This is a genomic window from Priestia sp. FW507-14D1A, assembly GCF_058781295.1.
Genome location: NZ_JBYSWQ010000001.1, coordinates 121,315 through 140,436, shown reverse-complemented (window position 1 = coordinate 140,436; position 19,122 = coordinate 121,315). Strand labels below are relative to the sequence as shown.

The following is a 19,122-nucleotide window of genomic DNA, read 5'->3' as shown; positions in this document are numbered from 1 at the left end:
TTCCTGCTCTCTGTGAAGAGCAGGTTTTTTAGCTTACTGGAGGAATAATGTCGGTCAGCAGCAGAATGAAAAAAATCAGGCCCACTCCCGTCAAGCTTAAAGAAGCAAGAAAATAAGCCGTCCAGCGCAAACGAAACGGATTGTGTTCGATATTGGCCCCAGACATCAACCTCATGGAATGAGTTTTATAGTGAGAATGAGCGCTGTTGCTTCCGCTGCTTGAAAACCAAAAAGCCAAAACTGAAAACAAAAGTCCGCTAAAAAACATAAGCTCAATAAAACGGATAGACAAAAAGGATGAGCACGCATAGGTTAATCCAGCTTCCATAAGCAGTGTAATCACAAAAATAAGCTGAAAACTGCTTTTATTATGATATAATGGTAATAAATGTATGGTTGAAAAAAGTATTCAAAACCCGCACGCATCACGATATAAGCTCTTTTATAATGATGAGATTTACTATATACGATACGCTGTGCTTAGCTTCAAGTGCGCAGAATGAAAGCGAGGAGTATGTATGGAGGTAGGAGAGACTGTGATTGCGATATTAGCAGCGGGAGCACTGCTGTTATACGGCACGTTAGAGCTTTGGTTTGCGCCTCGTAATTCTTCTTTTTTTAAAGGGTGGAAGCAAAAACTGGCCGTCATTTTACCGTTATATGCGGTTACATTCGGCATATGGTTCGTGTTTTTTTCGTAATAAAAAGTCTTAAAAAAGGAGGAATGAAAGATGGAAATCAATTCATACCTCATTCGGTTTTCATGTATGCTGATGCTCATGTTTGGAGGATTATTTATTATACGGTATGTAAAAACAGGTGACTTTTATTTAGATCAGCTTCTTGTCTTTGGAGCAGGTTTTGTTCTGTTTATCGGCTCACTTATTTGGAAAAGAAAACATCAGCAGCAAGGAAATAGAAAAGCTTGTTAATCTCATGAAATTGTGACAGTATAAAACAGATAAAAAATGTAATCTCGTAATCGTACTATTGGTTACGAGCTGCTGCTGGAGGAAAAGAAAATGAATGTACCTAATTGCCCAAGCTGTCAATCACAGTATACATATGAAGATGGAAACCTGTTCGTCTGCCCGGAGTGTGCGCATGAATGGAGGCAAGATGAAAAAACAGAAAGCACAGAAGAACAGCTGACTGTAAAAGATGCAAACGGGAAGCTTTTAAAAGACGGAGATTCAGTTACCGTCATCAAAGACTTAAAAGTAAAAGGAAGCTCATCGGTTGTCAAAATCGGAACAAAAGTAAAAAGCATTCGTTTAGTAGAAGGCGATCATAACATCGACTGCAAAATTGACGGATTTGGAGCGATGAGCTTAAAATCTCAGTTTGTTAAAAAAGCATAAGAATTAAAAAAGCCAGGATGAAGAACAACTTCACTCTGGCTTTTTTCTATGCATTTTAACTGATAAAGCGAAATATATAGACCAATTTGTCTATTTTAGAAGGAATCTAGCTAAATGTCCCGAACTTACTTAAAGTGTCTCAGTATTTGGATATTAATGGAATGGATGTCCGTTTCATGAAGGCAAAAGGGAGGTAGAAATGTGAAAAAGTTTTTAGCGTTTCAAATTTTAATTGCATTAGTAATCGGAGCTTTTATCGGGCACTTTTTCCCGGACTTTGGGATGGCTTTAAGACCGGTAGGAGACGGGTTTATCCGGCTCATTAAAATGATTGTGGTGCCGATTGTCTTTTCAACTATCGTCATAGGTGCTGCGGGAAGCGGCAGTATGAAACAAATGGGGAGTCTAGGATTAAAGACGATTATTTGGTTTGAAATCATTACTACCATCGTATTAGGAATCGGTCTGCTGTTAGTGAATTTGCTAAAGCCTGGAGTAGGCCTCGATCTTTCTCATCTTGTAAAAAAAGATATCGGTGAATTGTCTCAGTACACTGAGAAAGTCGTGGACTTTAAACAAATGATTTTAAACATCATTCCAACAAATATCGTAGATGTGATGGCAAAAAATGATTTGCTGGCCGTGATTTTCTTTGCTATTTTATTTGGTGTTGCCGCTTCAGGAGTTGGGAAAGCATCCGAACCTGCAATGAAGTTTTTTGAATCCACGGCTAAAATTATGTTTAAATTAACGCAAATTGTCATGGTCACAGCGCCTCTTGGTGTACTAGCGCTAATGGCTGCATCTGTAGGGCAATACGGCATTGTGCTTCTGCTTCCAATGCTAAAGCTTATTGGAACCGTCTTTTTAGGTCTTTTTATTATTTTATTTGTTTTATTTCCGCTTGTTGGGTTTATATTCAAATTCAACTACTTTGAAGTATTCAAAATGATTTGGGATTTGTTTCTTATTGCGTTTTCAACAACAAGTACGGAAACGGTGCTGCCGCAGCTGATGGAACGGATGGAAAAGTACGGATGCCCTAAACGAGTTGTGTCGTTCGTTATTCCGTCGGGCCTGTCGTTAAACTGTGATGGCTCCACTCTTTATTTATCCGTTTCATGCGTCTTTTTAGCACAGGCTTTTAACATTGATATGCCATTAACTCAGCAATTATTTATGATGCTTATACTCGTGATGACAAGTAAAGGAATTGCGGCTGTCCCGTCAGGTTCACTCGTTGTTCTTTTAGCAACAGCCAACGCAGTAGGTCTGCCGGCTGAAGGAGTGGCAATTATTGCAGGAGTGGATCGCATTATGGATATGGCCAGAACAGGAGTCAACGTTCCAGGCCACGCGATTGCCTGTATCGTCGTCTCAAAATGGGAAAAAGTATTCCGCACCCAAACGCCGATCCCGCCTGCATCTCACACGGAATCTCTATAAAACCAACCCCCGCTTTAGCTCATAAAGCGGGGGTTTTTTGTTAAATCTCTAAATATTTATTAACGATGTAGACTAGAGTAATTTGTCATACTCAGCTCTACTCAAAAAAAGAGGACGCGCCGCTTAAGTCTAAAAAAATGCCCTGTGACTGTTTTTTGGTCACAGGGCATTTTTTAGATGAATGTTCACAAATTGTTCACTTACGAAGAAGGAAGATAAAAAGCTATACTAAGCCAAGTAAAAAAGATGAAAAGGATGAGGAATGTGCCAACAACTAAAAAAGAGAGTATGTATTTTGGAATGATGATGTGCGGAGGGATGGTGCTTGTAATGACGGTGTATAACATGTTAATGAATGACGTCATCGGGCATATCACGCTCGCAGAAGGTATTTTGAACTTGGTTATCACCTTTGCAGTTGCCATGGCTGTCGAAACTTTTTTTGTCGGTCCTGTAGCAAAAAAAGTAGCATTTTCACTGCCGTTTGATAAGTCAAAACAGTTAAAAGTCGTGTTGATTTTGTCATCATGTATGGTTATTGGAATGGTGCTTTCTATGTCTGTATATGGATTAATTACGATGTCACTTACGAAAGGTTTAGACGGAGAGCCGCTTCTTTCAAGCTATGCATTGATCGTTATAAAAAACTTTATCGTGGCATACCCGCTTCAGCTTCTTATTATGGGACCTTTAGTTCGCTTATTGTTCATGAAATTTGTGAAAAAGAATACCGCAGCTGCTTAAGTCAAAACCCTAAGAGCGCCTATTTTCTTAGGGTTTTGTTATGCAAAGCTGTTCGATAAGAAGAGAAGAAAATTCACGTAAAGCCGCCGATACAAAGGCATCTTTTCGCGTAATAAAAAAAGTGGGAACCTTTCTATACGGTTCTGGCAGCGGAGTTAACGTTAAGGAATGGTCATGGTGAGATACGATGGATTTCATCATCACAGCTACGCCCATACCTGCTTTTATACACCCAATAATCGCTTCAATTGTGCCAAATTCTAATATGCGTTTTGGAAACACCCCTTCTTTTGTCAACAGCATTTCTAACGTATGTCGATATGCGCATCCGCTGCTGAAGGCTAATAAATTCATATCGTTTAGGCTGTAAAGAGAAGGAAGAGGATGGAGGCTCACAAGTACAAGCTCTTCATCTTGAGTCAATAAAGAGTTTAGATCAGGATGTTCGCAGCTGCCTGCAACAAATGCGCCTTCAAGTTTTCGGGTTAAAACCAGGTGAGTAAGAACATCGGTTGTATGTGTTTCTAAAATGAAGTCTACATCCGGGTAGGCAGTGCAATAAGTAGAAAGCAAAGGCGGTAGCCGAAGAGCTGCGGTGGATTCAGTTGCGCCTATTTTCAAAGGGCCTATCGGCGTGTGCGCACTGCTTTGAACAGTTATAGTGGCTTCGTTGGTTAAACGCAGAATTTGTTCAGCATAACGATGCAACAGCTCTCCGCTAGAAGTTAACGTTACGCCTTTACCGCTGCGTTCAAATAGCTGTGTACCGAGTTCAGCTTCTAGCTGCTGAATTCGCATCGTCACATTCGACTGCACGTAGCTTAAACTTTTGGCAGCTTTTGAAATGTTTTTTTCTTCTGCTACTGTCGTAAAAACAAGCAAATCTTTTATATCCATCAAATTTCCTCCTTCAGCTATCACTTTTATTGATGATTTTTATCTTTATTCCTTATTTTACATGATACCATTCTTTCTCTACACTGAAAGTAGAGGTGGAGGAGAGAAAATGAGCAGACAAAAAGCTTCTTATAAGTGGATGATTTTATTTATTGCCACGCTTTCTCAGGCGTGTGCAACATTTGTCACGTACGGGATAGGACCATTGGCAGCGTTTTGGCAAAGACTATATGATTTATCGCAGTTTCAAACAGGACTGCTCGTATCAGCTGTTCAAATTGGTCCGATTTTTTCTATGCTGCTTTTTGGAAACTGGATGGATCAATATGGCGAAAGGTGGCTTGTAGGAGGAGGATCTATTTTGCTGGGGATAAGCATGCTTTTCGCCTATAGCGCTGATCATTATTTGTATCTAACAGGCGTACTTCTCGCAGCAGGCGTATGGTATGGAACAGCACAGCCAGGAGGAAGCAAAGCGGTGGTGAAGTGGTTTCCTTCTCATCATAGAGGTCTTGCCATGGGAATTCGGCAAACGGGGATACCGATTGGAGGCGCTGTCGCTTCAGCAGCATTACCTCTGCTGTTTCATCAATACGGGTGGCATGGGGCTGTTCTCGTACAGGCAGCAGCAGCTATCGGAGGAGGTCTTCTTTTTTTTGTATTCTACCGAGAGCAATCATCATCGTCAGAAAAAAAGGAAACATTTACGCTTCGTCAAAAAATCAAGCGCATTTCTCAAGATAAAACGCTCTATCCGCTGTTTTTTGTAGGTGTTTCAATGATTTCTCTTCAAATGATTATCGTTGCGCACTTTATGAGCTATTTAACGAAAGCCATAAAGATGGATTTTGCTTCAGCGGGCACCCTGCTGAGCATCACACTGCTAGGGGGAATGGTGGGGAGAATTGTTTTAGCTTGGGTAAGTGATTATGTGTATAACGGAAATCGAAGAACGCCTTTGCAAGTGACGGTTTGGATGACTGCAGGACTAACAATAGCAATTTCTTATATTGGATTTACTTTGCCTTTTTGGCTACTAACTGCAGTTTGTTTTAGCCTCGGTTTTTTTGCAATTGGCTGGTTTAGTTTGTTTATCGTGCTAATAGCAGAAAAAGCGGATGATCGTTTTATTGGTTTAACGGTAAGCATTGCGTTAACGCTCAATCAATTTGCCATCGTGCTCGCACCGATTTGGTTTGGGCTCCTTGTGGATTGGCTCCGGAGTTACACGTTGGCTTTTAGTACGGCTGTGTGCTTCATTGCTTGTGGAGGAATATGGTTAAAAAAAGAGCGAGTTCATTCATTTTTAAATAAAAAACGTCACTAAATGAAAAGTGATGTAGGGCTATTTATTTAAGAATAGAGAAGACCTCTTATCCTCTAAAACGTTTCAAAGCCATACTCCCGGGTACACACAACATTAATGAGGAGGAGATAGTATGGAAGCAAAAGCAAAGAATGTTGTGGGGGTATACGAAACGGAACAAGAAGCAATTCAAGCTGTAGAGAGTTTGAAAAAAGAAGGGTATACATCAGAAGAAATATCTATCATCGGCAAACATAAAAAGACCAAAAACGTTCAGAAAGAAACGAATACAAAAACAGAAGGGGCAGCAACTGGAGCACTTACCGGAGGTACGCTAGGGAGCTTAACCGGAATATTAGCAGGTGCCGGGGCTCTTGCCGTACCGGGAATAGGTCCCATTGTGGCGGCTGGTCCGATTGTAGCTACATTAACAGGTGCGGCAGCTGGTGCGAGCGTAGGAGGTCTGTCTGGTATTTTAGTAAGTATGGGAATTCCAAAACAGCAGGCCGAACAATATAATGATTCAGTCAAAGAAGGAAGCTTGCTTGTGTTAGTAGACAAAGAAGACTCAGATCATGATGGAAACCCGAAAGCTCCTTTAACTGGAATGATTTTATAGAACGTAAGATACGTAGGAGAAAGCTGTCGCAGTGCGGCAGTTTTTTTATGCGCTGGTTTTATTTAAGTGAACTTAATTCACAATAATATTCCATAATAGTTAAAAATATCAAAATATGTCATGGTACACCGAGTAACAATATGCCTTAAATTATAATGTAATATTATTGTAACAATAATGTATTTATTGTTTTATTTTGGGATTGAAATCTTGATGAAAGCTTTAACAGAAGGATTTACGCGCAAATTCCATCCAATAATTAACTGTTAATTATTATACGTAGTAGAATAATTTTCTAATTTATTTTCAGAAATTACTTTTTAGCAAATTCTTCATGTTTGAAAGAGGGCTAAAAAGTATATTTCAAAAGTATGTTTAATTAAAAAGTTAAGCAGGTTGATTAGTAGCATCATTCATTTAGCTAAATTTCAAAAGGAGCTGCTAAAAATGAGTATTCAAAAAAGTACAGATAGTTCTAGTTTAGCAGAAGTGATTGATCGAATTCTCGACAAAGGGATTGTCATCGATGCTTTTGCCCGAGTATCACTCGTAGGAATTGAAATTTTAACGATTGAAGCCCGAGTCGTTATTGCAAGTGTCGATACGTGGCTTCGCTACGCAGAAGCCGTTGGGTTATTAACCGACAAAGTAGAGGAAGAAGGGCTGCCTGGCCGAACAGAAGAGCGAGGAGCAGGGCTTAGCTTTTAAGTCTTTTAATCGTAAGAAAATTCATTAAATAAATAATAATAAGAGAAAAGAGGATGGAACATGTCAACAACTGATAACAACGTGCAAAATGAAAAACAAGAAAATCAGCAGCAGGAAGAAAAAACGCAAAACTCTTTAAATCTTGCTATTTTAGGAGGCGTAGTAGGAGCGGGAATTGGACTTCTTTCAAGTCCTCAAACGAGTAAAAAAGTACTCAGCCGCTTAGGACAATCAGAAATTGTACGTGCGACAGGACAAGAGTTAAGAAGAAACGCACAGGATATTCTAACGCAGCAAGCGATGGGAGCATTAAGACAGACGGCTACAGGCTATCTTGAAAAAGACAATTTAAGCAAGCTGCTCGCACCTAAAAAGAAAAAAGAAGAGGCATCAAATGAACAGGGAAATGCGCAGGAAGAAGTCAGCCAAAGCGCAGAAATGGAAACGTCTCAGTACGAAGAGTTAAAAGAAGAAAATAAAAATATGAACGACCAGCTGCAGCGCATTGAAGAGATGCTAAACAAACTCATGGACGCGAAGAAGTAAGATATCCGTCCTGAAGGGGAATTTCATGGATAAAAAAGATGTGGAGAAAGCAGCACTAAAAGCAGGAAAAAAAATAGTGGAGCACACGCCTGAACCTGTTAAGGAAAAGGTAGAAGAAAAGGTTAAAGAAAAAGCGAAAGAAAAATTTGTCGAAAAAACTGAAGGGAAACTGCAGGAAAAAGCAAATGAAGCGTCAGAAAAACTGCAGGAAACAAAAGAAAAAAATGCCCAAAAGGTACACGGCAAAGGGGAAGACGCAAAAGAAAAGCTCCAAGACGTCTTACTATCAGTAAAAGATAAGCTTAGCGATGTGAAAGAAGCTGGAGAAAACTTTCAAGAAAAAGTTTCTTCTTCAGACGATAAAGAGAAGTCAAAAAATAAGCGGAAAATAAAAGGCGCAAATCAGATTAAAAAAGCAACGGATATTAAAAGCTCTACTAAGATTAAAAGTTCCAATGATATTAAATCATCTACTGATTTAAAAACAATGGGATCATGAGCGAAAGGAGAAATGAGATATGTCTATTCAAAAAAGTACTAATAGTTCAAGTTTAGCAGAAGTCATTGACCGTATTTTAGATAAAGGAATTGTTATTGATGCTTTTGCAAGGGTTTCTGTTGTAGGAATTGAAATTTTAACGATTGAAGCACGAGTGGTTATTGCCAGTGTTGATACATGGTTACGCTATGCAGAAGCAGTAGGGCTTCTTCGTGACGACGTAGAAGAAAACGGTCTTCCTGAACGTTCAAATTCAAGTGAAGGACAGCCGCGTTTTAGTATTTAATATGAAGTGATATGGAACCTTCCTTTTTTGGGGGTGGTTCCAGCTTTTAGATTTAACTATTGGAGGCTACTAAAAATGGAAATTAAAAAAATTATGCAAGCCGTGAACGACTTTTTCGGTGAACACGTAGCTCCTCCTCATAAAATTACCTCGGTGGAAGCTACTGAAGATGAAGGCTGGAGAGTTATTGTTGAAGTCATTGAAGAACGAGAATACATGAAAAAATACGCCAAAGATGAAATGCTCGGAACGTACGAGTGCTTTTTAAATAAAGAAAAAGAAGTCATTTCATTCAAACGACTCGACGTCAGATATAGAAGCGCCATTGGCATTGAAGCATAGACGATAAGATGGCAGGAGGAACGTAAAAATGACCGTCTTAACAGACAAAAGGAAAAAAGGCAGTGGAGCTTTTATACAAGATGACGAGACAAAAGAGGTTCTTTCAAGAGCGCTGAGCTATTTAAAATCCGGCTATTCCATTCATTTTACAGGTCCTGCCGGCGGAGGCAAAACCTCTTTAGCGCGAGCGCTTGCTAAAAAGAGAAAGCGTCCTGTAATGCTGATGCACGGGAATCACGAGCTCAACAATAAAGATTTAATTGGCGATTTTACGGGATACACGAGCAAAAAAGTAATCGACCAATATGTTCGTTCTGTCTATAAAAAAGATGAACAAGTGAGTGAAAACTGGCAGGATGGCCGATTGCTTGAAGCTGTAAAAAATGGCTATACGCTGATTTACGACGAATTTACTCGGTCTAAGCCTGCAACGAATAATATCTTTCTATCAATATTAGAAGAAGGCGTGCTTCCGCTGTATGGAGTGAAAATGACTGATCCTTTTGTGCGCGTGCATCCCGATTTTCGCGTCATCTTCACAAGCAATCCAGCTGAGTATGCCGGCGTATATGATACGCAAGATGCGCTTCTTGACAGGTTAATTACCATGTTTATTGATTATAAAGACATCGACAGAGAGACAGCGATTTTAACGGAGAAAACGGACGTAGAAGAAGACGAAGCGCGCACAATTGTAACGCTTGTAGCAAACGTGCGAAACCGCTCTGGAGACGAAAACAGCAGCGGACTTAGCCTTCGGGCTTCGCTTATGATCGCTACTCTCGCCACGCAGCAAGACATTGCTATCGATGGAAATGACGAAGATTTTCAAACGTTATGTATCGATATTTTGCATCATCCGCTTACCAAATGTTTGGATGAAGAAAATGCAAAAAGCAAAGCCGAAAAAATCATTTTAGAAGAATGTAGGAATATAGACATTGAAGAAAAGTAAAGGAGCTTGAAAACATGAGTGAAACAAACGAAACAGGTATTTATATTTTTAGCGCCATTCAAACGGATAAAGACGAAGAATTTGGCGCCGTGGAAGTAGAAGGAACAAAAGCTGAAACATTTTTGATTCGCTACAAAGACGCAGCTATGGTAGCAGCTGAAGTACCGATGAAAATTTATCATCCTAATCGCCAAAATTTATTAATGCATCAAAACGCAGTAGCAGCGATTATGGACAAGAACGATACGGTTATTCCAATCAGCTTTGGGAATGTATTCAAATCCAAAGAAGATGTAAAAGTTCTTTTGGAAAACCTTTATCCGCAGTTTGAAAAACTGTTTCCAGCGATCAAAGGAAAAATTGAAGTCGGTTTAAAAGTAATTGGGAAAAAAGAATGGCTTGAGAAAAAAGTAAATGAAAATCCTGAACTTGAAAAAGTATCAGCCTCCGTAAAAGGAAAATCAGAAGCAGCCGGTTATTATGAGCGTATTCAACTTGGGGGAATGGCTCAAAAGATGTTTACTTCCCTGCAAAAAGAAGTCAAGACAGATGTGTTTTCACCGCTTGAAGAAGCAGCGGAAGCAGCAAAAGCAAATGAGCCAACGGGCGAAACGATGCTTTTAAACGCATCTTTCTTAATAAACCGAGAAGATGAAGCGAAGTTTGATGAAAAAGTGAATGAAGCGCATGAAAACTGGAAAGACAAAGCCGATTTTCATTACAGCGGTCCATGGCCTGCTTATAATTTTGTGAACATTCGCCTAAAAGTAGAAGAGAAATAACGTGCTTCACAAATTAGTAACCGCCCCTATTAACCTTGTAGTGAAAATCGGCGAAAAAGTACAGGAAGAAGCTGATAAACAGCTATATGACCTTCCGACGATTCAGCAAAAACTCATTCAGCTTCAAATGATGTTTGAGCTTGGTGAAATTCCGGAAGAAGCGTTTCAAGAAAAAGAAGATGAATTGTTAATGAGGTACGAAATCGCGAAGCGCAGAGAAATTGAACAATGGGAAGAGCTAACAAAAAAAAGAAATGAGGAAGACTAGATGGGAGAATTACTGTATTTATACGGTTTAATTCCAACAAAAGAAGCAGCAGCCATAGAGCCGTTTCCATCTTATAAAGGGTTTGACGGAGAACATTCACTGTACCCAATTGCGTTTGATCAGGTGACGGCTGTAGTTTCTAAACTGGATGCTGACACCTATTCAGAAGAAGTGATTCAAGAAAAAATGGAGCAGGATATGAGCTGGCTGCAGGAAAAAGCTTTTCATCATCACGAGACGGTAGCCGCTTTGTACGAAGAATTTACGATCATTCCATTAAAATTTTGTACCATTTATAAAAGTGAAGAAAGTCTGCAGGCAGCTATTGAGATTAACAAAGAAAAGATAGAGAATTCACTGACGCTGCTTCAAGGAAATGAAGAGTGGAACGTGAAGATTTACTGTGATGATACGGAGCTTAAAAAAGGAATCAGCGAAACGAATGAAAGCGTGAAAGCGAAAAAAGAAGAAATTAGTCACTTATCACCAGGAAGACAGTTTTTTGAAAAGAAAAAAATAGATCAGCTGATTGAAAGAGAATTAGAACTTCACAAAAATAAAGTGTGTGAAGAGATACATGACAAGCTTAAAGAGTTATCGCTTTATGACTCTGTTAAAAAGAATTGGAGCAAGGACGTAACGGGCGCAGCTGAACAGATGGCGTGGAACAGCGTGTTTCTTCTCCCGTCTCTGCAGATCACTAAGTTTGTAACCGAAATAGAAGAGCTTCAGCAAAAACTTGAAAATAAAGGCTGGAAATTTGAAGTGACGGGACCATGGCCGCCCTATCATTTCTCGAGCTTTGCGTAAAGTGAGGAATTAACATTATGTCTCTTAAACAATCCATGGAGAATAAAGATATTGCTCTTATTGATATTTTAGATGTCATTTTAGATAAAGGAGTCGCCATTAAAGGAGACTTAATCATTTCCATAGCCGGCGTCGATTTAGTGTATTTGGATTTGCGGGTGCTTATTTCTTCGGTTGAAACGCTGGTTCAAGCAAAAGAAGGAAATCGCAAACCAATCACTTCTGAACAATTTGATAAACAAAAGGAGGAATTAATGGATGCAACCGGTCAGCCAAGCAAATGGACGAATCCACTTGGATCCTGATCAAGCTGAACAAGGCTTAGCGCAGCTTGTGATGACAGTTATTGAGCTATTGAGGCAAATCGTTGAACGTCATGCCATGAGGCGGGTGGAGGGTGGAACGTTGACGGACGAACAAATTGAAAACTTAGGAATTGCACTAATGAACTTAGAAGAAAAAATGGACGAGTTGAAAGAGGTGTTCGGTCTGGACGCAGAAGATTTAAATATTGATCTTGGACCGCTAGGCAGCCTGCTTTAAGCGGTCAGTAGGAGGAACAGTATGGCAGTCGAACATAATATGCAGTCAAGTACGATTGTAGATGTGCTCGAAAAGATTTTGGATAAAGGAGTCGTCATAGCAGGGGACATCACCGTAGGAATTGCAGATGTCGAGCTATTAACGATAAAGATCCGCTTGATTGTGGCTTCCGTTGATAAAGCAAAAGAAATCGGCATGGACTGGTGGGAAAATGATCCCTATCTCAGTTCAAAAGGAGCCAATAACAAAGCGCTCGAAGAAGAAAATAAAATGCTGCATGAGCGGTTAAAAACGCTTGAAGAAAAAATAGAAACGAAACGTTAAAAACTGTACGCTACTTAAAAAATGGAGGGATTTACAATGGCAACTGAAACAAAATTAGATAACACACAGGCAGAAAACAAGGAAAATAAAAATACGGAAAACGGTTCAAAAGAAAAGAACGGTTCAAAAGCAAGCAAAACAACAAGCAGCGGGCCAATCAAACGAGCGGTAGCAGGAGGTATCATCGGTGCAACGATTGGATATGTATCGACTCCTGAAAATCGAAAAAGTCTCCTTGACCGCATTGATACAGACGAATTAAAAAGCAAAGCATCTGATTTAGGAACAAAGGTAAAAGAAAAATCAAAAAGCAGTGTGGCCAGCCTGAAAACATCTGCGGGAAGCTTGTTTAAAAAAGATAAAGATAAATCAAAAGATGATGAAGAAAACGTAAATTCTTCTAGTAGCGAAACAGAAGACGATAACGTTCAAGAGTACGACGAGTTAAAAGAAGAAAATCAAACTCTTCAAGATCGCTTATCACAGCTTGAAGAAAAAATGAACATGCTTGTTGAGCTTAGCCTCAATAAAAATCAAGATGAAGAAGCGGAAGATACAGATTCCGACGAAGAAGAGAACGAAGAAAACGAGCAGGACGACGAAAACGAAGAAGAAACATCTAAGCCTCGTAAAAAGGATAAAAAAGAAGAGGAGCAAGAAGAGGAAGAAGAAAGTGAAAGTGACGAAGACAGCGAGGAAGAAGAGGAAGATTCTCGCTCAAACAAAAAAAATAAAAAAGTAAAAACAGAAGAAGAAGACGAAGATGAAAGCGAAGAAGAAAAAAAGGAAGCGAAACCAAAAAAGTCAACAGCTAAAAAATCAAAAAATACAAAAGCAAAGAAAAACACGGACGAAGAAGATGATGAACCAACATCTCTTTCTAGTGAAGACGACACAACAGCCTAAGGCGTAAAGGAGGAAAGAAAGACATGAGTACAGGCCCTTCTTTTTCAACTAAAGACAGTACGCTTGAATACTTTGTGAAAGCTTCTAATAAACACGGCTTTTCACTTGATATTTCATTAAATGTAAACGGCGCTGTGATTTCCGGTACCATGATTTCAGCAAAAGAATACTTTGATTACTTAAGCGAAACGTTTGAAGAAGGCAGTGAAGTGGCTCAGGCGCTAAGCGAACAATTCTCTTTAGCAAGCGAAGCGAGTGAATCAAACGGAGAAGCAGAAGCCCATTTTATTCATTTGAAAAATACAAAGATTTACTGTGGAGACAGTAAATCTACTCCTTCTAAAGGAAAGATCTTTTGGAGAGGGAAAATAGCAGAAGTAGACGGGTTTTTTTTAGGAAAGATTTCTGATGCAAAATCAACGAGTAAAAAGAGTTCATAAAAAACGGCGGGGTGATTGCCCTGCCGTTTTTTTAGTGATGTGATGAGATGTGCAGCTTCTTTTTTCGATACATGAGCGGAGTCATCTTCATTTCTTTTCGAAACTGATTAATAAAATAGCTTGTACTATTAAATCCTACTTGATAAGCGACGTCCGTCACATTTGCTTCTGCTTGCTGCAGCATAACTAAGCTTTGCTGAATTCGATAGTTTAATACATAGGTCAAAGGCGATTTTTTTAACATTTTCTTAAAATATCGACAGCATTCAGAACGGCTCAATTGTCCGGCTTTGGCAATATCATCGAGCGTAATCTTTTCAGCAAAGTGCAAATGAATCCAATTGAGCATTTGCTTCATTCGCTGATTTTTGATCATTTCTTTTTCATTGTATTTCAGCTGCAAACCGTTAAGAATTAAATTTTTCCACAGTATGCTGAGTTCAGAGGCAATCTCTATTTCATAGTGGTGCGGCTGCTTATGAATCCATGTGTATATTTTATGTATAGACTCTAACACGTTATTCCCCCAGGCTTGCTTTGGACTGATGAATAAATGTGATAGATTCGTTGCATGAATGTAGGGATAAACGTAATTTGTGAAAAGCTCTTGCGGCACAAGAAAATGAGGAGAAACATTTAAACAAATGTACACGCCCCCAGATTTGTTTGTGTCTTCAGTCATATGAAGACATCCGCTGTTAATAAACAGTCCGTAGCCTTGTTTTACAGTCACTGTTTTTTCATTTATTTGAAAAGACGCATCTCCTTTTATAACTAATACAAATTGAAGCTCATCATGCCAGTGAAGAGGGATGTAGCCGTTGATGTGATCACTGATCGTCGTTTGATAACATGCTACTGGCAGCTCAACGGTGCGATGGGTCGTTAGCTCTTTTAAGTTTTCATCAATTTTAAAATGGGCTGCTGGCATACATGGTCACCTCAATATATTTATATTTTTTAATGCAATATGCGTATTTCTCGCCCCGTTTTTCATTTATTATAACACTATTCTTATAATAAAAGTGAGGGATGAAAGATGAACAATCTCAGCCGGAAAAAAGGGTTCTTCTTTGTAACAACTGGAGCTATATGTTGGGGGATGGGAGGAACGGTTGCTCAAAAGCTTTTTCAAGAATTTGAAATCAGTGTAGACTGGCTTGTTTCAGTACGGCTGCTCATTGCGGGTTTTTTGCTGCTAATGATTTCATGTATAAAAAATAATCGTTCTCACGTACTTGGAGTATGGAAGAACCAAAAGGCAGCTCTTCAGCTCGTCGTTTTTGCCATATTTGGTATGCTCGCCGTTCAGTATACGTATATGGCTTCTATTAAGCATGGAAATGCAGCAGTAGCTACGCTGCTGCAGTATTTATCACCGGTGATGATTATCGTTTATTTGCTTTTGCGCAAGCAGTCTATATTTACGCGACAAGACGTCATCACTGTTTTGCTGGCACTGGGAGGCTGCTTTTTTTTATTAACAAACGGCTCTATTTCTCAGCTGTCTGTTCCTATATCTGCCGTTGCTTGGGGAGTGCTGTCAGGTGTAGCAGCAGCATTTTATACGCTGTATGCCGTGCCGCTGATCAAAAAGTACAGTTCGCTTGTCATCGTTGGCTGGTCAATGGTAATTGGGGGAAGGGTAATGAGCTTTATTCATCCTCCTTGGGAAGCGTCAAGCTTATCACCAATAACCTGGGGATATATTTTATTTGTCATTATTTTTGGCACGATGCTTGCTTTTTGGTTTTATGTAGAAAGCCTGCAAAGTCTTTTACCTAAAGAAACGAGTTTGCTTGGAAGTTTAGAGCCTTTAGCCGCTGTTATTACAACCGTTGTTTGGCTGAAAGAGCCTTTTGGTTTTTATCAATGGATAGGCACAGCTTGTATTATTGGATTAGTTTTATTACTCACACGAACGAAACAAGCATCTTCTAAGACGACACTTTCAGCATAAATAGGGGCTTGCTAAAAGAAGAAGCAAACCAATGTCACTTTGCCGCCGAATCTGTAGAAACTCGTTTGACTTTTAAAATCTTTACATATTGAATAAACACTCTTTCTTTTGTAGAGACATTTAATTTAGCAAGTCTTGATGCGTCATCTCGGTTTTTAGCAGATTCTATCACAAAAGTTCCTTTGATTTTGGCTTCATCTTTTAGAACGGAATACTGTATTTCAAATCGTTTTGCTTTCGTTTTCTGCATAGTGATTGATAAGCTCCTTTGCCTGGTAAATTGATGTATTGCTATGAAATAAGCTTCGATAAAAAGAAAGAAAAGAACGTAACATATACTACTAAATGAAATGCAGAGCGGCAGTGACTTTTATCACACCACAACCTAGTATTTCATCTTTTTACCAAAAAAGATAGGGTGTTTTACCGTCGCTGCTTATAAAATCTTTTATTCTTTCTGCTTGACCTAGAGTTAACTCTATGGTTTATCTTGTAGTAGTATCATTTCAAGGAGGGGCTTTATATGAAGTATCATACAATTGCTAATACTGACTTACACGTATCAAATTTAATTATGGGAAATATGCGTTTAACAGAGCTTTCTTTACCAGAAGCAGAGAAGCTAATCCGCACAGCGATGGAAGAAGAAATTAACTTTTTTGACCATGCTGATATTTACGGTCCTGATTATGTGGGACAATGCGAAGAGTATTTTGCAAACGCTATACAAATGAATTCAAGTCTTCGTGAGAAAATGGTGATTCAAAGTAAATGCGGAATTAACGCAGCGAAAAATTACTATGACTTTTCAAAGAAGCATATCATAGACTCTGTTAACGGCAGCTTAGAGCGCTTAAAAACAGATTACTTAGATCTTTTATTACTTCATCGCCCAGATCCGCTAATGGACCCTGAAGAAGTAGCAGAAGCGTTTAATGAGCTTCAAAGCAGCGGAAAGGTACGTCACTTTGGGGTGTCGAACCACAACCCAGCGCAAATTCAGCTGCTTGAAAAATATATCAACCAAAAGCTTGTCGTAAACCAAGTGCAGTTCAGCATTGCACATACGCCAATTATAGACTCTGGTATTTCTTTAAATATGGGCATCGACCAAGCTGTGAACCGCGACAGCAGCGTGCTTGAATATTGCCGTTTAAATGATATAACGCTTCAAGCGTGGTCGCCATTCCAAAACGGATTTTTCGAAGGACCTTTCTTAGGCGACAAAGAGAAATTTGGAAAGCTAAACGAAGTGATTGATCGCATCGCAAGTAAGTATAGCGTGACGAATACAGCGATTGCCGTTGCGTGGATCACAACTCATCCTGCAAATATTCAAGTGGTGCTTGGTACTACAAATATTCAGCGTATGAAAGATGCAAGTAAAGGTTCAGAAATCAAGTTAACGCGCGAAGAGTGGTACGATATTTATAAAGCCGCTGGCAACATGGTGCCTTAAGCGCTGCAGTTTTTAAAATAAAGCAGGTAACTCCGTTCGGATATGGAACGGAGTTACCTGCGTTTTACGATAAGTAACTACTGGTTAAGCTAGAAAAAGATTTAGCAGCAGCTCAATTATTTTTGTGACCCCAAGACCTAACAAAAAGGCAATAAAACCGCCAATTACAATGGTAAGCATCATGTGAGCAGTATTCACCGTATTCATCCTTTCAGGTTTAAATATATGTTGCTTGCTGCTTGTACAAAAAGGCTGCAGCATAAAGAGCTCAATGAAGAAGACTATAAAAGAATAAATCCTCGAGATAACTAGAGGTCAAGACAAAATCATCATGTTTTTCTGAGAAGTTTAATTGTAGGAGGAAGCAGTATGACATATACCATTTCACAAGTGGCAAAGAAATTGAACGTGACAATTTATACCATTCGCTATTATGATAAAGAAGGGCTTTTTCCATTTTTAGATCGTACAGCGTCAGGGAATCGTATTTTTAAAGAACAAGATATTGAATGGATTGATTTAATCTGCTGTTTAAAAAGCACAGGGATGCAAATCAAGGACATTCGGACGCTTATTGAAAACTGTACGCTTGAAAATGCCGTGCTTGATAAAAGTCTGCAAATGCTGATGGATCATAAAAAAGCGGTACAAAAAGAAATCGAAGAAATCCATCACAAGCTTGAGACGATTGATTATAAAATTAAGCACCTGCCGGAAATGTACGAGCGAATTGTTAACAAGCCTTCAAACTAAACAAAAAAGGAAGCGTAAAAATGATCGGAAAAGTAGTACCTCTCACTGCAGAGAATATGCAGCAGTGTATTAACTTGTATATGAATGTATTTACAAAAACACCTTGGAATGAGCCGTGGACAGAGAAAGCAGCTAGAGAAAGGCTGACTGATTTACTGAACACACCTAAATTTATGGGCTATTTATTTTATGACCAAGGAGAGCTGATTGGAATGATTGCAGGTCACGCAAAAAAATCATACAGCGGTATGATCTTTTACGTGGCCGAGCTTTGCGTCAGCGCAAACGTGCAGGGAAAAGGGTACGGTTCAGCTATCTTAAGCCGGTTTGAGAACGAACTTCAAAGACACGATATCAACAGCTTGTATCTCTTGACGGCGACTGGAGGAGCTGCACAGGCTTTTTATGAAAGAAACGGCTATACTGTCAATGATCAGCGCGTTGTCTTGAAAAAAACGTTTGTTTAATGTTTAGCATCTACATAGAGCAGGAAGAGAGTTGCAGAGTGACTCTCTTTATAATTAATCTTTTTATCTATTAATATGTAGAAGAAAAGGAAGTATGAACAAGAAAAATAAGGTGAGGGGAAGAAGCAGACAAGAAACGGCAGATTAAAAAAATCTATTTTTTTATAATGGCTAGTCTTATTATTACCTGGTTCATAAGCACATTTAAAAACAGTGCCCATTATGTGGACACTGCTTTTTCATAATAAAGTGGAAAGCTAGCTTTTGGTAAAAAAATTAGCGTAAATGAAGCTGTTTATCACTATTTCTAATGATTAGCAACCGCCAAATCCTCCCCAGCAAGCACAGCCGATGATGATTAATAAAATGAATAATACGATGATTAAAGCAAAGCCACTGCCAAATCCGCAGCCGCCGCCGTAACCGTAACCGCCATAACCACAGCCACCATAGAAGCCCATATATTTCACCTCCAAGTTCTGAGTACATTTTTAACATATGCCTGAAATGCAAAAGTGCTCCAAAAATATCCAATGATTTCAATGAAAATAAAAAAAAGATAAGAAAATAAGATGGACACGGTACTTTTTTTCACTTTCTACATAGGATGAATCATCCCAAGATCTCATATATGAGCCCCCATGTTATAACAAAGCAGGCTAATACCAATTCCTCCTTAGCCTGCGTACATAATGAAGGAG

At 39.2% G+C, this 19,122-nt stretch carries 30 protein-coding genes; 25 read left to right on the top strand and 5 right to left on the bottom strand.

Going from position 1 to position 19,122, the window contains the following annotated elements; translation table 11 throughout:
* Window positions 1-28: 28 nt before the first annotated feature.
* On the bottom strand, window positions 29-343 hold the full coding sequence (locus AC3WJG_RS00895) for a hypothetical protein (RefSeq protein ID WP_337134210.1): 315 nt from the start codon (window positions 341-343) through the stop codon (window positions 29-31).
* A 175-nt stretch (window positions 344-518) separates the two neighbouring features.
* Here AC3WJG_RS00895 and AC3WJG_RS00890 point away from each other — a divergent pair, with 175 nt between their 5' ends.
* From AC3WJG_RS00890 to AC3WJG_RS00870, 5 genes are all read left to right on the top strand, one after another.
* The gene (locus AC3WJG_RS00890) at window positions 519-701 is read left to right on the top strand and encodes a hypothetical protein (RefSeq protein WP_043981345.1); all 183 of its coding nucleotides are present in this window, start codon (window positions 519-521) and stop codon (window positions 699-701) included.
* 30 nt (window positions 702-731) lie between these two features.
* Entirely contained in the window at window positions 732-932 is a 201-nt protein-coding gene (locus AC3WJG_RS00885) for a hypothetical protein (protein WP_014459191.1), read from the top strand.
* 90 nt (window positions 933-1,022) lie between these two features.
* The gene (locus tag AC3WJG_RS00880) at window positions 1,023-1,361 is read left to right on the top strand and encodes a zinc ribbon domain-containing protein YjdM (protein ID WP_337134206.1); all 339 of its coding nucleotides are present in this window, start codon (window positions 1,023-1,025) and stop codon (window positions 1,359-1,361) included.
* 201 nt (window positions 1,362-1,562) lie between these two features.
* Window positions 1,563-2,807: a glutamate-aspartate/proton symporter GltP gene (gene gltP, locus AC3WJG_RS00875; protein ID WP_028409336.1), complete on the top strand. Its 1,245-nt coding sequence runs from the start codon at window positions 1,563-1,565 to the stop codon at window positions 2,805-2,807.
* A gap of 264 nt (window positions 2,808-3,071) precedes the next feature.
* The gene (locus AC3WJG_RS00870; RefSeq protein ID WP_337134204.1) at window positions 3,072-3,551 is read left to right on the top strand and encodes a DUF2798 domain-containing protein; all 480 of its coding nucleotides are present in this window, start codon (window positions 3,072-3,074) and stop codon (window positions 3,549-3,551) included.
* A gap of 27 nt (window positions 3,552-3,578) precedes the next feature.
* On the opposite strand, the gene AC3WJG_RS00865 is transcribed toward AC3WJG_RS00870, so the two are convergent.
* Window positions 3,579-4,448 carry a LysR family transcriptional regulator gene (locus AC3WJG_RS00865; protein WP_098332102.1) on the bottom strand — a complete coding sequence of 290 codons (870 nt, stop codon included), beginning with the start codon at window positions 4,446-4,448 and terminating at the stop codon, window positions 3,579-3,581.
* 109 nt (window positions 4,449-4,557) lie between these two features.
* Here AC3WJG_RS00865 and AC3WJG_RS00860 point away from each other — a divergent pair, with 109 nt between their 5' ends.
* From AC3WJG_RS00860 to gvpU, 16 genes are all read left to right on the top strand, one after another.
* A complete protein-coding gene (locus tag AC3WJG_RS00860) occupies window positions 4,558-5,775 on the top strand; it encodes an MFS transporter (protein ID WP_337134201.1) in 1,218 nt (405 codons plus the stop codon).
* 112 nt (window positions 5,776-5,887) lie between these two features.
* The gene (locus AC3WJG_RS00855) at window positions 5,888-6,373 is read left to right on the top strand and encodes a YflT domain-containing protein (RefSeq protein ID WP_337134200.1); all 486 of its coding nucleotides are present in this window, start codon (window positions 5,888-5,890) and stop codon (window positions 6,371-6,373) included.
* A gap of 447 nt (window positions 6,374-6,820) precedes the next feature.
* Window positions 6,821-7,081: a gas vesicle structural protein GvpA gene (gene gvpA / locus AC3WJG_RS00850; protein WP_013058000.1), complete on the top strand. Its 261-nt coding sequence runs from the start codon at window positions 6,821-6,823 to the stop codon at window positions 7,079-7,081.
* A gap of 60 nt (window positions 7,082-7,141) precedes the next feature.
* Complete coding sequence (gene gvpT, locus AC3WJG_RS00845) at window positions 7,142-7,627, top strand: GvpT/GvpP family gas vesicle accessory protein (protein ID WP_028409331.1); 486 nt, start codon at window positions 7,142-7,144, stop codon at window positions 7,625-7,627.
* Window positions 7,628-7,652: 25 nt separating this feature from the next.
* Window positions 7,653-8,126 carry a gas vesicle protein GvpQ gene (gene gvpQ, locus AC3WJG_RS00840; protein ID WP_028409330.1) on the top strand — a complete coding sequence of 158 codons (474 nt, stop codon included), beginning with the start codon at window positions 7,653-7,655 and terminating at the stop codon, window positions 8,124-8,126.
* Between the two features lie 19 nt (window positions 8,127-8,145).
* Complete coding sequence (gene gvpA, locus AC3WJG_RS00835) at window positions 8,146-8,412, top strand: gas vesicle structural protein GvpA (RefSeq protein WP_013057997.1); 267 nt, start codon at window positions 8,146-8,148, stop codon at window positions 8,410-8,412.
* A 75-nt stretch (window positions 8,413-8,487) separates the two neighbouring features.
* The gene (gene gvpO, locus AC3WJG_RS00830) at window positions 8,488-8,754 is read left to right on the top strand and encodes a gas vesicle protein GvpO (RefSeq protein ID WP_013057996.1); all 267 of its coding nucleotides are present in this window, start codon (window positions 8,488-8,490) and stop codon (window positions 8,752-8,754) included.
* A 28-nt stretch (window positions 8,755-8,782) separates the two neighbouring features.
* Complete coding sequence (gvpN, locus tag AC3WJG_RS00825) at window positions 8,783-9,709, top strand: gas vesicle protein GvpN (protein ID WP_337134197.1); 927 nt, start codon at window positions 8,783-8,785, stop codon at window positions 9,707-9,709.
* Between the two features lie 14 nt (window positions 9,710-9,723).
* A complete protein-coding gene (locus AC3WJG_RS00820; RefSeq protein ID WP_013057994.1) occupies window positions 9,724-10,491 on the top strand; it encodes a GvpL/GvpF family gas vesicle protein in 768 nt (255 codons plus the stop codon).
* 1 nt (window position 10,492) lies between these two features.
* Window positions 10,493-10,759 (top strand): gas vesicle protein GvpG, encoded by a 267-nt coding sequence (locus AC3WJG_RS00815; RefSeq protein ID WP_028409328.1) that lies wholly within the window; start codon window positions 10,493-10,495, stop codon window positions 10,757-10,759.
* On the top strand, window positions 10,760-11,569 hold the full coding sequence (locus AC3WJG_RS00810) for a GvpL/GvpF family gas vesicle protein (protein ID WP_337134194.1): 810 nt from the start codon (window positions 10,760-10,762) through the stop codon (window positions 11,567-11,569).
* Between the two features lie 17 nt (window positions 11,570-11,586).
* Window positions 11,587-11,874: a gas vesicle protein gene (locus AC3WJG_RS00805; RefSeq protein WP_013057991.1), complete on the top strand. Its 288-nt coding sequence runs from the start codon at window positions 11,587-11,589 to the stop codon at window positions 11,872-11,874.
* On the top strand, window positions 11,828-12,112 hold the full coding sequence (locus AC3WJG_RS00800; RefSeq protein ID WP_013057990.1) for a gas vesicle protein K: 285 nt from the start codon (window positions 11,828-11,830) through the stop codon (window positions 12,110-12,112). Before AC3WJG_RS00805 ends, AC3WJG_RS00800 begins: the two co-directional genes overlap by 47 nt.
* Before the next feature lie 21 nt (window positions 12,113-12,133).
* A complete protein-coding gene (locus AC3WJG_RS00795; protein ID WP_013057989.1) occupies window positions 12,134-12,436 on the top strand; it encodes a gas vesicle protein in 303 nt (100 codons plus the stop codon).
* 36 nt (window positions 12,437-12,472) lie between these two features.
* On the top strand, window positions 12,473-13,342 hold the full coding sequence (gene gvpT, locus AC3WJG_RS00790; RefSeq protein ID WP_492587883.1) for a GvpT/GvpP family gas vesicle accessory protein: 870 nt from the start codon (window positions 12,473-12,475) through the stop codon (window positions 13,340-13,342).
* A gap of 23 nt (window positions 13,343-13,365) precedes the next feature.
* On the top strand, window positions 13,366-13,782 hold the full coding sequence (gene gvpU / locus AC3WJG_RS00785) for a gas vesicle accessory protein GvpU (RefSeq protein WP_014459206.1): 417 nt from the start codon (window positions 13,366-13,368) through the stop codon (window positions 13,780-13,782).
* Window positions 13,783-13,813: 31 nt separating this feature from the next.
* Here the strand turns inward: gvpU and AC3WJG_RS00780 are convergent, their stop codons facing one another.
* Window positions 13,814-14,713, bottom strand: coding sequence for an AraC family transcriptional regulator (locus AC3WJG_RS00780; RefSeq protein WP_098965230.1), 900 nt, complete (start codon window positions 14,711-14,713; stop codon window positions 13,814-13,816).
* 108 nt (window positions 14,714-14,821) lie between these two features.
* Between AC3WJG_RS00780 and AC3WJG_RS00775 the strand changes: the two genes are divergently transcribed.
* Window positions 14,822-15,742, top strand: coding sequence for an EamA family transporter (locus AC3WJG_RS00775; RefSeq protein WP_492587881.1), 921 nt, complete (start codon window positions 14,822-14,824; stop codon window positions 15,740-15,742).
* 34 nt (window positions 15,743-15,776) lie between these two features.
* Here the strand turns inward: AC3WJG_RS00775 and AC3WJG_RS00770 are convergent, their stop codons facing one another.
* A complete protein-coding gene (locus AC3WJG_RS00770) occupies window positions 15,777-15,992 on the bottom strand; it encodes a hypothetical protein (protein ID WP_013057984.1) in 216 nt (71 codons plus the stop codon).
* Window positions 15,993-16,265: 273 nt separating this feature from the next.
* Here AC3WJG_RS00770 and AC3WJG_RS00765 point away from each other — a divergent pair, with 273 nt between their 5' ends.
* From AC3WJG_RS00765 to AC3WJG_RS00755, 3 genes are all read left to right on the top strand, one after another.
* Entirely contained in the window at window positions 16,266-17,201 is a 936-nt protein-coding gene (locus tag AC3WJG_RS00765) for an aldo/keto reductase (protein WP_028409322.1), read from the top strand.
* Between the two features lie 369 nt (window positions 17,202-17,570).
* The gene (locus AC3WJG_RS00760) at window positions 17,571-17,954 is read left to right on the top strand and encodes a MerR family transcriptional regulator (protein WP_025751010.1); all 384 of its coding nucleotides are present in this window, start codon (window positions 17,571-17,573) and stop codon (window positions 17,952-17,954) included.
* Window positions 17,955-17,974: 20 nt separating this feature from the next.
* Entirely contained in the window at window positions 17,975-18,421 is a 447-nt protein-coding gene (locus tag AC3WJG_RS00755) for a GNAT family N-acetyltransferase (protein WP_337134187.1), read from the top strand.
* A 314-nt stretch (window positions 18,422-18,735) separates the two neighbouring features.
* Here AC3WJG_RS00755 and AC3WJG_RS00750 read toward each other — a convergent pair whose 3' ends face one another.
* On the bottom strand, window positions 18,736-18,882 hold the full coding sequence (locus tag AC3WJG_RS00750; RefSeq protein ID WP_013057978.1) for a YjcZ family sporulation protein: 147 nt from the start codon (window positions 18,880-18,882) through the stop codon (window positions 18,736-18,738).
* Window positions 18,883-19,122: the final 240 nt, after the last annotated feature.